General features: G+C 34.0%; 9 protein-coding genes. 6 read left to right on the top strand and 3 right to left on the bottom strand.

Annotation, left to right across the window (positions count from 1 at the left end; genetic code table 11):
• Positions 1-196 precede the first annotated feature (196 nt).
• Complete coding sequence (locus tag DWB61_RS04895) at positions 197-3,997, top strand: sensor histidine kinase (RefSeq protein ID WP_125029769.1); 3,801 nt, start codon at positions 197-199, stop codon at positions 3,995-3,997.
• A gap of 72 nt (positions 3,998-4,069) precedes the next feature.
• On the opposite strand, the gene hydG is transcribed toward DWB61_RS04895, so the two are convergent.
• The 3 genes from hydG to DWB61_RS04880 form a co-directional block, all read right to left on the bottom strand.
• Positions 4,070-5,509 (bottom strand): [FeFe] hydrogenase H-cluster radical SAM maturase HydG, encoded by a 1,440-nt coding sequence (hydG, locus tag DWB61_RS04890; protein ID WP_125029768.1) that lies wholly within the window; start codon positions 5,507-5,509, stop codon positions 4,070-4,072.
• A gap of 292 nt (positions 5,510-5,801) precedes the next feature.
• Positions 5,802-7,091: an OmpP1/FadL family transporter gene (locus DWB61_RS04885; protein WP_125029767.1), complete on the bottom strand. Its 1,290-nt coding sequence runs from the start codon at positions 7,089-7,091 to the stop codon at positions 5,802-5,804.
• A 26-nt stretch (positions 7,092-7,117) separates the two neighbouring features.
• Positions 7,118-8,563 (bottom strand): DUF4270 family protein, encoded by a 1,446-nt coding sequence (locus tag DWB61_RS04880; RefSeq protein WP_158614369.1) that lies wholly within the window; start codon positions 8,561-8,563, stop codon positions 7,118-7,120.
• A gap of 293 nt (positions 8,564-8,856) precedes the next feature.
• Between DWB61_RS04880 and DWB61_RS04875 the strand changes: the two genes are divergently transcribed.
• From DWB61_RS04875 to miaA, 5 genes are all read left to right on the top strand, one after another.
• Positions 8,857-9,879: a Kelch repeat-containing protein gene (locus DWB61_RS04875; RefSeq protein WP_125029765.1), complete on the top strand. Its 1,023-nt coding sequence runs from the start codon at positions 8,857-8,859 to the stop codon at positions 9,877-9,879.
• Positions 9,880-10,046: 167 nt separating this feature from the next.
• Positions 10,047-10,343, top strand: coding sequence for a DUF2752 domain-containing protein (locus tag DWB61_RS17965; RefSeq protein WP_125029764.1), 297 nt, complete (start codon positions 10,047-10,049; stop codon positions 10,341-10,343).
• Between the two features lie 105 nt (positions 10,344-10,448).
• Entirely contained in the window at positions 10,449-11,519 is a 1,071-nt protein-coding gene (locus tag DWB61_RS04865; RefSeq protein ID WP_125029763.1) for an acyl-CoA reductase, read from the top strand.
• A gap of 41 nt (positions 11,520-11,560) precedes the next feature.
• The gene (locus DWB61_RS04860; protein WP_125029762.1) at positions 11,561-12,136 is read left to right on the top strand and encodes an IS1096 element passenger TnpR family protein; all 576 of its coding nucleotides are present in this window, start codon (positions 11,561-11,563) and stop codon (positions 12,134-12,136) included.
• 174 nt (positions 12,137-12,310) lie between these two features.
• Positions 12,311-13,222, top strand: coding sequence for a tRNA (adenosine(37)-N6)-dimethylallyltransferase MiaA (gene miaA, locus DWB61_RS04855; protein WP_125029761.1), 912 nt, complete (start codon positions 12,311-12,313; stop codon positions 13,220-13,222).
• Positions 13,223-13,462: the final 240 nt, after the last annotated feature.

The following is a 13,462-nucleotide window of genomic DNA, read 5'->3' as shown; positions in this document are numbered from 1 at the left end:
TCTGTTTCTTGAGAACAAATGTATAATTTTTAAATGCTTAAAAAAATTTGTACCTTTTACTGCTTTTAAACAAAGCCTATCTCGATTCAAGAAGAGATAATAAAAATAAGTAGACTTCCATATAATGATAGGGGAAATCTTAAGGTAAACTTAACCATAAGCTAAAACTGACTTTGCATATTTAAGCAATAACTACATGAATAACCCATTCTATAAAATATTACTAGGCCTCATTTTATTCTTACTCTCTATTGCTAGCTATGCTCAGCATTACAGTTTTACGAATTATTCTCTAGAGGAAGGCTTACCCCAATCTGAGGTTTCGTCATTGATTCAAGATAAAAAAGGAAACCTATGGCTAGGAACTAACGGAGGAGGACTCTCACGTTTTAACGGCAAAGAATTCTTTTCCTACAACAATAATCATGGCTTAGCGGACAACAATATTCGATCACTATTTCAAGATAAAGATGAGAATATTTGGATTGGAACTAGCGTTGGGATTAGTTCCTTTAATGGAATTCAATTCACTAATTTCAATGAAAATGACAGTCTTCCTATTGCTCAATATATGAATATTCAGGAAGGAAATGATGGCAAGATATGGGCTTTAGGTTTAAAGGACAACCAACGCACTTTAGTGTATCTCGAAAATGGTCGCTTTCATAATGCAAGTAAATTACACCCTGAACTCATTGAGAACAATAGACTTTTGTCAATACTGAACGATCCATCTGGAAAACTTCTTATCGCGACCCAGAATGCTTTATATGAATTTAAAAATGGTCAATTATCAAAATCAATCCTAAATAATAATCCTCTCTTTAAAGATCAAATTATTATTCCCTCTCTCTTTGATTCAAACCAAGATTGTTGGTATCGAGTTTTTAAACCGAGGCATGGTTTTAATATCTATAAAAGTAAAAACAATCAATTTACAAAAGTTGATCTTCCTAACTCTATCAATCCACAAAACATTAATAATATCAGTCTTGACTCAAAAGGTCGACTGTGGATTTGCATCAAAGAAGTTGGCTTAGCTGTCGTTTCAGATAAAAAAACCGTAATTATTGATCAAAGAAAAGGATTAATATCTCCATATATCAATAACGTTTTAGAAGACACAGAGGGTAATATCTGGCTTACGACAAGTGGAAATGGTTTAATCAAGTATGGCTCAAATAAATTTCTATCTCTCGATTTCACTAATATCATTGGGGGAAATATTGTATTAGCAACAATACAAGATTCTAAGGGATATTTTTGGTTTAGTATTTCTGGTAAAGGGATTGTGCGTCATAAAGATGGAGAGTTTCAAGTTATCAATTCTAAGATTCATCCTTCACTTAGCAGAGCAACTGATTTTCATGAACTTGCTAATGGAAATATGCTTATAGCCACTGAAGAAGGCCTGTTAGAACACCAAAATGGTGAGATTATAAATGTCTCTAAAAAATATGGTTTCCATCCAAGAGCTATTATTACTGACATCTGCTCTACTGAAGATGGTATTTGGTTCGCAGTTATAAATCAAGGTCTCGTTTTTATCGACAAAAAAAATAACAGACGCATTATTAACCATGAAAGCCACAACTTAACAACAGAAAACGTCTCAAATTTATTTGTTGATTCTAAGAATCGACTTTGGCTTTCACATATGCAAGGCGTTTCAGTACTTGATGGTAATAACATTATAACTTATGACAAAAAAGATGGTCTTAGTCATGATTGGGTAATACAAACATGTGAAGATAAACTGGGGCGAATTTGGCTTGCCACATTCAGCGGAGGGCTTTGTTTTTGGGATGACCAACGTTGGACAAATATCAGTACACAAGATGGACTAAGTTCTGACATTACCTATTCAATTCTCACTGATCAAGAAGGTAACATTTGGGCTGGAACACAAAACGGTGTCGATCGAATCTCCATCGACTTATCCGGAAAAATTGATAAAATCCGAAACTACGATAAATATGATGGGTTTAAAGGCATAGAAAATAATGGCAGTAGTAATTACATTGATTCAGATCAAAACTTGTGGTTTGGAACTGTAAATGGTGCTATGGTATTCAATCCGGTTAACGATGATATAAATATTACCCCTCCTATTATTCAGCTGACTGAGATCTATTTATTTTTCAAGAGAGTTAATTGGAGTGATAAAAAACACAAGAATACTTCCAGTGCAATCAGTCCTTGGTTTCCTATCCCACAAGATCTGAATCTAACTCACGACATGCATCACCTCACTTTTAATTTTGAAGCCTTAAGCTATAAATCTCCTGAAAAGGTTAAGTATAAGTGGATACTTGAAGGTTTAGATAAAGAATGGTCACCCGTAACAAACAAATCGGAAGCCATTTATTCCAGAATTCCTCCAGGCACTTACACGTTTAAAATTAAAGCTTCAAATAGTGATGGCATATGGACACCAAGCCCTTATGAATATACATTCACAATCCTTCCTCCTTGGTGGTTAACTTGGTGGTTTTTATCTCTACTCGTTATCTTTCTAGCTATTGTTGTGTTTTTAACAATCAAAATCAGATTAATAAACATACGCAATAAGCAGAAAGTTCTTGAAATAATGGTCTTTGACAAGACCAAAGAAATTAGAGCACAAAAAACTGAAATTGAGAGAAAAAACGATGCTCTGGAAGAACAAAAAGAAGAAATTCTTCAACAGTCTCAGTTCCTTCAGAAATCATACATGAACCTGATTCATTTAAATGATATTGGCAAAATAATAACGGCAAACCTATCATTTGAACGCATTATTGATTCTGCATATCAGTCGATAAAAGAATTGATGGATGCTTCAATTTTTGGAATTGGTATATACGACAAAAATAAAAAAGATCTGTATTTCCCAAGGTTTAAGGAAGATGGAAAAGATATCAATAATATCAGATTTGATTTAAATGATCCCAATAGACTTGCAGTTTATTGTTATAATAATGAAACTGAAATTTTCATTAATGATCTAGACAAAGAAGCTTCAAAGTACATAAAAAAAGTCGTGACTATTAACAATAGTCATTTACCTAAATCAGTTATTTATCTTCCTTTAAAAGTAAGAGGTAAAATCATTGGAGTAATCACAGTTCAAAGTTTTGTGAAAAATGCCTTTAAAGAGTATCATCTAAGCCTTCTGCAGAATATTGCTGTGTATACTAGCATTGCTATCGAAAATGCACAGGTCTTTCAGAAAATAGAACTACAAGCTAAGTGGCTACAGAATGCAAACAATAACATTAGTTTGCAAAAAGAAGAGATCCTTAATAAGAACTCTGAGCTTACTGAACTAAATAATGAGAAAAATCACTTAATTGGTATTATTGCTCACGATCTAAAGAATCCATTAACATCAACTCTTACAATTGCTGAATATCTTAAATCTCAAATTAAGAAAAGTAATCATCCTGAAGATATAGAGAATATAGATTATATGCTAAATGCTCTAAATCGCATGAATATGATGATTACACGAATTCTTGATGTAAAAATGATCGAATCTAAAAGTATCAATTTACAACTAGAGAAAATAAACCTTTCAAAATTGCTTAATATCGTGAATCAGAACTTTAAAGAGAAACTGGAACGAAAGCATATTAAACTAAATTTTGACTCTACGGATACCTATATTAATGCAGATCCCGAATACATGACCCAAGTTTATGAAAATTTAATCTCCAATGCTATTAAATTTTCCCCTTCAAATAAGGAAATATGGGTGAAAGTTTGGGAAGATGGCGATAAGGTTAAAACCATGGTGAAAGATGAAGGCCCTGGAATATCAAGCGAAGATCAAAAAATGATGTTTGGTAAATTTCAAGTTTTGAGTGCCAAACCAACAGCTGGAGAGCGCTCCACAGGACTCGGTCTATCTATAGTAAAGAAATACGTTGAAGCTATGGAAGGTAAGGTTTGGTGTGAAAGTGAACTTGGACATGGCAGCAACTTTATCATTGAAATGGACAAAGCAATAAGTTAAAATATCATTTTCTTAAACGCAGAAAAGCCCGATTAAAATCGGGCTTTTCTATGATATATTAGGAATGAAAATCTAGAAATATAGATCTCTTTCACCTGCTTTTACTTTTTCTAAACGTTCTAATAATGGAGCTACTTTTAAACTGTCTTTTTTATTAAGCTCTTCAATTTTAATATCAATCAACTTATAACCTTTTTCTTTTTGATTTGGGGTTGCATAATCCTCAAGGTATTCCGCCAAAGTTAATATCGCATTTTGAGTACAGAAACGTTTGATAAATCCTGGAACAGAGAACTCCATGAAATGCTCACCTGTTCTTCCTTTACGATAGCAAGCTGTACAAAACGATGGTAAATATTGCTTATCTAACAATTCATCAATTACCTCACCAAGACTTCTTGTATCTCCAATTTCAAATTGCTCATGATCCAACTTCTGTTCTTCATGATTCTTTTCCGAATAACCTCCCAATTGAATATTGGTTCCAGCATCAATTTGCGATACACCTAACTTAATAACCTCTTCTCGAAGCTCTTTAGTTTCACGAGCAGTAAGAATAAGACCAGTATAAGGAACTGCCAAACGAAGAATAGCTACCAAACGAATAAAATCATCATCACTGACTTCATAAGCTGGATCGATAGTAGAATCAGATGCAGCCTTTATTCTTGGGAATGAAATGGTATGTGGCCCTACATTATAACAAGCTTCAAAATGATTCACATGACGAAGAAGTCCTAAAACTTCGTATTTCCAATCGTACAAGCCAAATAGAGCACCAATCCCGACATCATCAATCAAGGCCTCTTGTGCACGATCTAAACCAGTTAAACGCCAGTCAAAATCGCTTTTCTGTCCACTTAAATGGTACTTCGCGTAAGCTTCTCTATGGTAAGTTTCTTGAAAAATTTGATATGTACCAATAGCGGCTTCCTTAACCTTTTCAAAACCTTCGATATCTAGAGGTGCTGCATTGATATTAACACGTCGAATTTCACCCGAACCAGATTTTACAGAATAAACAGTGCGCACAGAATCGGCAATAAATTCAGCATCATACATAGGATGCTCACCATAAACCAGAATCAAACGTTTTTGACCATTATCTTCTAAAGACTTTACTTCAGACCGAAGCTGAACTTCGTTAAGAGTTGTACGTTTCTGTTTCTTATTTGAAGCTCGGAATCCACAATAAGTACAATTATTTACACACTTATTTCCTACATATAGCGGTGCAAAAATTACAATTCTATCGCCATACACCTTCTCTTTCAGTGTTCGCGCACCAGCCTTTATTTCTTCAATTAACTCTGGGTCTTCCGTTTTCAACAGCAAGGCAGTTTCCTGCATACTTAAACGGTTTTTTGCCAATGATTTTTGAATGACAGCTCTTACATTTTCTTTTGTAGGTTGTGCCGTATCTAAGATCTCCCAAATTTCAGATTCATCGATAAAAGGTTTCATTCTTTCATCTTTGATTCGGTATTCTTGAGGTTTATAAATCATTTTCATCTTATAATCTTTTAAACCAGCAAGCTTGTTTTAGTCGAATAAAAACTAGGTATTCGATACAGCAAACATGGCTTAGCTGCATTATCATATTTTGTGTTGCTTTAGTAGGTGAAATTAAACAAATACTTGTTTTAAATCATTCCAAAATTAGTCAATATTATTCTTTATCAACTCTAAATTGGAGTAAGAGGTCTATTATTTTTTTATTCTTTCAAACGATAAATTTGAAATATAAAAAAACGCCCGAAAACAAAGGCTTTCGGGCGTATACATCTTAAATCAAACTTATTGTCTAATGGTATTTACGCTTAACAAACCATTTTTCAAACAAGTTAATATCAACTGTTATCCTTGTAAAGTCCTCTCGAACCAAATTATTATTTGTTGTACCTGAAATTCCAAATTCAAGTGCAACATTAATCATACCTCCATTTTGTGCCATTGGGATACCAAATCCTAAACTGACACCCATTGAATTTATTTTTTCATCCTCAACAGTGACATACCCAGTATCATAAAATCCACCTAAACGATAAGTCATTTTCTTAAGGAATTTTCTTGCATACCCATCATTAGCCTTATACTCCATGCCAAGACTAAATTTGTTTCGATCTTTTAAAGAACTATTTTTATTAAAAACTTCGGTATCACTCCACTTCTCAAATAAATAATCGCCACCAATCCACAATTGTTTACCCTTTTTTAATCCAAAACCTAAACCATAACTTTCAGGAACATCAAACGAACCTTTATCGGTATCTTCATGTCTAACAGCACCAATACCACTACTATAGTTTGTAACCTTAATAATTTGTTCAGCATCAACACCTACTTTAGGTTGATATTTAGCTCCAAGAGTAAAATCGTACTTACCTAAATCTATTTGATATTGTGCTCCAAGGTTAAAGTAAACCCCTTTAGAAATTAATTTCGAATTATTTTTATAGACATAAGAAGATCCCGTTTCCATAGTAATAATCTCATCTCTAGCATTGTTTCCAAACAAATATATTCCATTAATCCCTAATGATAGATTCTTAGTCACTTTAACACCATTAGACCAAGTTAGTTGATTTAATCCTCCTGATCCTTTTAAAGAACGATTGATATATGACTCCGACCCAATGACTTTCTCTCTTTTCGTGATTTCATAACCTAAACTCGTGTAAGGAGAAACTGAAAAAGCAGTTGAATATCTAGGTGACACCTTAAAACCAAAGGCAAGTCTTGTCAAGTTATAATCATTAAAATAATCGCTTTTATTTCCTTGATTTAGGTTAGTGTACTTAGCAGCCATACCAACATTAAAAATAAACTTAAGACTGTCAACTTGAGCCAAAGCAGCAGGGTTTTGAATATTCAAGACACCACCATCTCGATACGCAAGGCTTGTTCCTCCCATCGAAATACTATTACCACTAGCATTTTGGTTCAACTCACCTAATCCATAGTATGAATAAGGAGAACTCGTACTATTCTGAGCGTATACAGTCGTTGTAAAAAACAACAAGCTAAAACCTATGATAGTTAAGAGTTTTTTAATCGAATAAAAAGGCTTAGCAATCATTCTCATATTCCACATATATATTGTAATTAAAATATTCGACATTAATTCTGAACAACGTACGTTACCTTTAATTTTATCCTTGTCTTTGATTTCCTATCATTATCAATAATCAAACGTTCCATAGAATTACCAATCATATTTGGAGGGATACTTATTAGCAATGCATCATCATAGTTTTGACCATTCAAAAGAATTTGATTCACATAATCCGTCAAGTCAAACATATAATACGATTCATCAGGATATTTAGAATTATAAATGTAAGTTGATGTCACAACCTTATTCGTATTAGGATCAAAAACTCCTTCATTAAATTTATTCTTCTTATCTGTCGTAAAAAGTTCAAAATTAGAAAATGGTAAAGGATAAAAATCTTCATCATAACTATTATCCTCAGGACTAAAAACCAATTCAGCCTTAAGAATTCCCCCAGCTAATCCCATTTGATTTAAGTTCTCAATATGAGGTATGCTAATTTTAGTCATTAATCCAGTGCCTCCCTGTATAAAAGACAAGTTATCTGTTTCAGTGGAAGGCAAATCATTTTCCAATTCATCTATCAAGCCAATATTTTTTATGTAATCGTGTTCTTCTGAGTTAAAATCAGATGAATAATTTGTAAAATTCACAGACTTCTTGTTAACAGGAAAATCATGAAATCGTACAACACCAGCTTCTGTATATTCCGTTTCACTATAATATAATCGCATTTTCATTCCAACACCTGTTTGATAAGAAAACATGGCGGAATTATTATCACCTGATTTTAATACAACACCCTTAAAATAATCCAACCACTTCATTCCATCAGTAACGACATCACTCCCAATATTTACACTATCAATTATTTCCAAACCTAAAGCATCATTCATTTTAATTCGAAGCCCTCCTTTTTTTTCTAAAGGATCTTTATCTTTTGCCTCATCAATAAAACTATTTATATGCCTTTTAGGAATAAAAACAGAACTTCCGATTTCTTCCAGATCATACTCTAAAACATCATCTGCATTATAAGCAAATTTATTATCCGGGAATTCAAAATCTTGAGTTACTCTATGAATAGATATAGTTTGCTCCTTGAGGGTGTCTCCAAAGAAATGATCATTAACTCGACCATTAATCATTTTACTACCTTCATGATACATAATAAAGATCAAGGAGTCAAATTTGACACCAACCTTATCTCCACTACTTATGGTTCTAAGAGTAAATGCGCTTTGTAAATCAACTTCTCCGTAAAAATCCGATTTAATATTCCCAAAATATGGATCTTTATATTTCCCCAGGAGAATATTACTATTGTTTGATGTGGCAACTGAATCCATTTTCACGGTGGAACTGTAAACCGTAAATGTATCTATTGAAAACACCTCTGTAGATTTATCAATAAGATTACTCCCTATTTCATGTTCTTGAAAAACATCAGAGTTACAACTTGATAGTAACACAAGCATAGAAACAAATACAATAGATTTTATTTTTCTCATTCTAAATAGAAGCTTATTGCTGATCATATAAATAAAGGATAATCATGAACTAATATCATGTGATGATTTGTAAGAAATTATCGGATAACGCACAAATGTAAATAAAATATCGAGATTTTCTAATTGAGATTTTTAATTGTTAATTTTTCAAAAGCACACGGTATTTTTATGTTGGGATAAACCAATCCTATTGATTTTTATTTATATTTGTCGTCATAAGAAAAAAAAGAACTTCAATTTCTTATGAAAATTTAAATGTATAATCGTATTAATTATTGATAAAATCATAACACATGAAACAAAGATTATTATTGGCATTTTTTGCATTATCTCTCTTTATCACAAGCTGTGGTAGCGATAATGGTTTGGATGGAAACTGGAAAAAAAGCTCAGAATATAGTGGATCTGGACGTGGTGGAGCTGTAAGCTTTACTATTGGTGATGATGTATATGTTGGTTTAGGCTATTCAAATGGAGATTATTTTTCAAGTTTCTATAAATTCAACACAGCAAGTGATAATTGGACTTCTGCTACTGCTCTTCCTGTACCTGGTGCAGTTTTAAGACGTGAAGCCGTTGCATTTTCAGTTGATGGAAAAGGATATATTGGATTAGGTGTTGATGAAGACAATAACAGATTGAGCGATTTTTGGGAATTTAATCCTACAACCAACCAATGGTCAAAAGTTGTCGATATGTTCCCAGGCGGTGCTCGCCAAGGAGCTGTAGCTTTTGCTTTTGACACAGACGGTAATGGTACTAATGATGTTGCTTATGTTGGAACAGGTTACGGATTCTTAGATGGTGAAGATCATAGTAACTTGAAGGATTTCTATAAATTCCAAAATGGTACATGGTCTGAAAGCATAGGCTATGGAGGTAGCAAAACAACTGATGCGACTACATTTACAATTGGTAACAAAGCCTATTTAGTATCAGGAGTAAACAATCTTGATAATGTATGGGAATTTGATGCTACAACTGAAACTTGGACGCAAAAGAAAGATATCGATAAGGACAATGGTGCTGAAAACGTTCAAAGAACTAGTGCTATAGCTTTCGTAATTGATGGCAAAGGATATTTAACAACAGGATTAGGTGGTAATGGTAGAGAAGTATGGGAATACAATCCATCTAAAGACGATTGGGTAGAAAGAACCTCATTAGAAAATGAAGTCATTTCACGTGTTGATGCAATTGGTTTTAGTATAGATAACAGAGGCTTTATTGTTACAGGTTTGAGTGGCCAAAATGGCTTAAGTGACATGTGGGAATTCCAACCAAAAGTTGGTGAAAATGATGATGACAATGACTAAATAATCATTAGAATATACTCAAAAGCGCTGCAAGTAATTGCGGCGTTTTTTTTGTGTCTTTATGAGAAATGGATAAGTTTCAAATTTAAAACTTAGATGAAAAAAGCTTTCTTTTTGTATATATTTAACATTCATATGCAAAAAAGTGTTAATGGAATATTGAAAGAATGTGGAACAAACTTATACAATGGATAGAAACACATAGCTTATCTTGTCAATTTTATCAGAATTATCAGATAGAATGCCCTGGTTGTGGTTTACAATCGGCATTTATTTCTCTTTTAAAAGGGAATTTATTAGAGAGTATTCAAACCTATCCTGCCCTAATACCTCTAATACTCCTAATCATTAGCTTGGCCGCACATATTAAATTTAGATCGATATGGACGATCAAATCCAACAGGATTTTAGTAAGTATTACCCTGCTCTTAATTCTAATCAACTACATAAACAAATTAATCTGAGCATGAGAACTAATCGATAAAAGTAGCTTTCGGGAATCCCAATATCTTTAATATATTTGCACAGAGAATAAAACCTCCCATTACTATCATCACTCAAATATAAAAATGAATAGATCAGAACGCATAGAAGCATTTGTAAATCTTGGACAGTTTCTAGAGCAATTTAAAACCGTTGAATCATGCACAAGCAATCATCCTTTAAATGAGGTATTCTATGCAGAATTCGAAAATTTAATTGAGAATGCTTATATCGAAAATGCCTGGTTCACACCTGCCCATGTAAGAAATTCTATTCAGGGAATCTGTTCATTTTTAGATTTAGAAAAACTTAACGAATGGTGCAGTAACTACAAGATCCCTGATCAAAACACAAATAAACGTGTCGCCGTTATTATGGCGGGAAACATTCCAATGGTTGGCTTTCACGACATGCTTTCGGTTCTGATTTCAGGTCATCATTTCATCGGTAAACTATCTTCAAAGGATAATCGTTTACTCGACTGTATTACAAAACTTTTGGGTAAAATAAATCCTGAATTCAAAAGCTTGATATCTTTCAAAAATGAACAATTAAAAGGCAATCAGGATTTTGATGCAATAATTGCGACTGGGAGCAACAATTCAGCTCGCTATTTTGAAGCCTATTTTAGCAAATACCCCCACATTATTCGTCGCAACAGAAATTCTGTAGCTATAATTACTGGGAAAGAAAGCCAAGAAGAAATCCACAAACTAGGACAGGATGTGTTTCAATATTTCGGCTTAGGATGTCGAAATGTATCTAAACTATATGTGCCCGAAAATTACGACATCACACAAATTCTGGATATCTGGCAAGATTATGCACCCTTGTTAGATCACAATAAGTACGCAAACAATCACGACTATCAGCGATCATTATATTTGATGAATGCAGTAAAACATTTCGACAATGGCTTTTTGCTGGTAAAAGAAGATGTTGCCATGACATCTCCTATAGCCGTTTTACATTACGAACACTATAGAGATATCGATCAAGTCAAAAACCTACTTAAAGAAAACAGTGAAAACATACAATGCATTGTTGGCCAGATAGGAGAAAACACCATTCCATTCGGAAAAGCTCAACAACCTAATCTTAATGATTATGCAGATAATATTGACACCATGAATTTTTTAAGCGGGTTAAATTCATAATACCTATATCTTTTCTACCTTTATAAAAAAAAAACATAACCATGAATATATTCAAGCTAAAAATCACCTCACCTGAGAAAGACGATTTCCTAATGGAAGTCGAAATGGATAATGAAGGAACCTATCTGGAATTGCATAACACCATTCAACAGGCATTAGCCTACGACAATACGCAAATGGCTTCTTTCTTCCAAATTTCTGATATGGGTGAAAGAGGTAAAGAAATTGCGCTTTTCGAAATGAGTAGTGACGACGACGACAATGTTAATATTGTTGCTATGGACGTTGCTATGATGAGAGAATTCATCAATAAAGAAACCCCTCAATTAATATATGTTTTCGACTTTTTCTCCGACCGTTATTTCAATATCGAATTACTAGATGTCGAGAGAAGACGAGCAGCAGTTGATGCTCCAAAGGTTATATTATTTAAAGGTGAGACTCCTGAACAAATTGTAATGGACTTTGATAATATGGATGATTTTGATCTTGATGGTGTCGATTTAAAATCAGCAACAAAAAGAGATCAGGATTTTGATTTTATGGATGAATTTGATGATGATTCTGAAGATGGTCCGCAATTTGAAAGCCTTGATGATTACGAGGATATTCTTTAAAATTAATCGTACCCAAATATAAAACTAAAGCTCCGTATTGGAGCTTTAATTATAATACCGATTTGTATTCGAACGAATCATTATCTGCGCAAGCTTGATTCTGCTTGTCGAATATCTACCGGCATTTTACCGATAGATTTTGATTTATAATTGATACAATACGCTTATAACACGATGTCAAAAACACTTATCGTTCTGCTTGGTCCTACTGGTGTAGGAAAAACCGATCTTAGCATACGCATTGCCCACCATTTCGATACAGAAATCACTTCATCGGATAGTAGACAGGTGTATCGTGAAATGCGCATAGGAACGGCTGTCCCAGAACAGGAACAACTCGAAGCCGTAAAGCATCACTTTATACATTCACATTCTATTCACGACTACTTCAGCTCTTGGGAATGCGAACAGAAAACACTGGCTCTTTTAAGCGATAAGTTTAAAGAGAAAGACCAAATGCTAATGGTTGGCGGCTCTATGATGTATATCGATGCGGTTTGCAATGGCATTGATTTGATCCCAACCATATCGCCAGAAATCCGAAAGGAAGTTTGCGATCGTTACGATAAAAATGGCCTGGAAGCCATGCAAGCTGAACTGAAAGAACTCGATCCTGTTTTTTACGATCAGGTCGATTTGCAAAATGCCAAGCGTGTGATTCATGCCGTTGAAGTTTGCCTCATGTCGGGCAAACCTTATTCTTCACTCCGAACGAATAAAACAAAAGAACGCGACTTCGATATCATTAAAATTGGTTTGAATAGAGACAGAGCTGAACTTTACGATCGAATCAATCAGCGGGTAGACATCATGATCGCAGAAGGCCTAATTGAAGAAGCAAAAGCTCTTTTCGAATTCCGCGACTTAAACTCGATGAACACAGTTGGCTATAAAGAACTATTCGAACATTTCAAAGGTCATATTAGCCTCGATAAGGCAATAGAACTGATCAAACGAAATTCTCGACACTACGCCAAACGACAATTATCCTGGTTTCGACGAGATGAAAACATACAGTGGTTTCATCCCGATCAGGCAGATGAAATTATCGCTTATCTGGATTCCCAGATAAAAAAAGAGGCCTAAAAGCCTCTTTTTTTTTATTTGATCAGATAGGTATTCAAAACTGAAAAGCTCTGGAACCCCCAAGAAGAGCGGTGCTTTTTTAGAAGGGAGCCATCCTGAGCAAAAGGAAGCCTCCAAAACCAGAAGGGAGCCATCCTGAGCAAAAGGAAGCCTCCAAAACCAGAAGGGAGCCATCCTGAGCAAAAGGGAGCTTCCAAAATCAGAAGGAAACCTCTTTTTACTACCGCACAGATACTCAAA

It is taken from the genome of Ancylomarina euxina, from assembly GCF_003863355.1.
Lineage (GTDB): Bacteria > Bacteroidota > Bacteroidia > Bacteroidales > Marinifilaceae > Ancylomarina > Ancylomarina euxinus.
The sequence above is the reverse complement of the archived record's forward strand: the minus strand, read 5'-3'. Positions and strand labels throughout refer to the sequence as shown.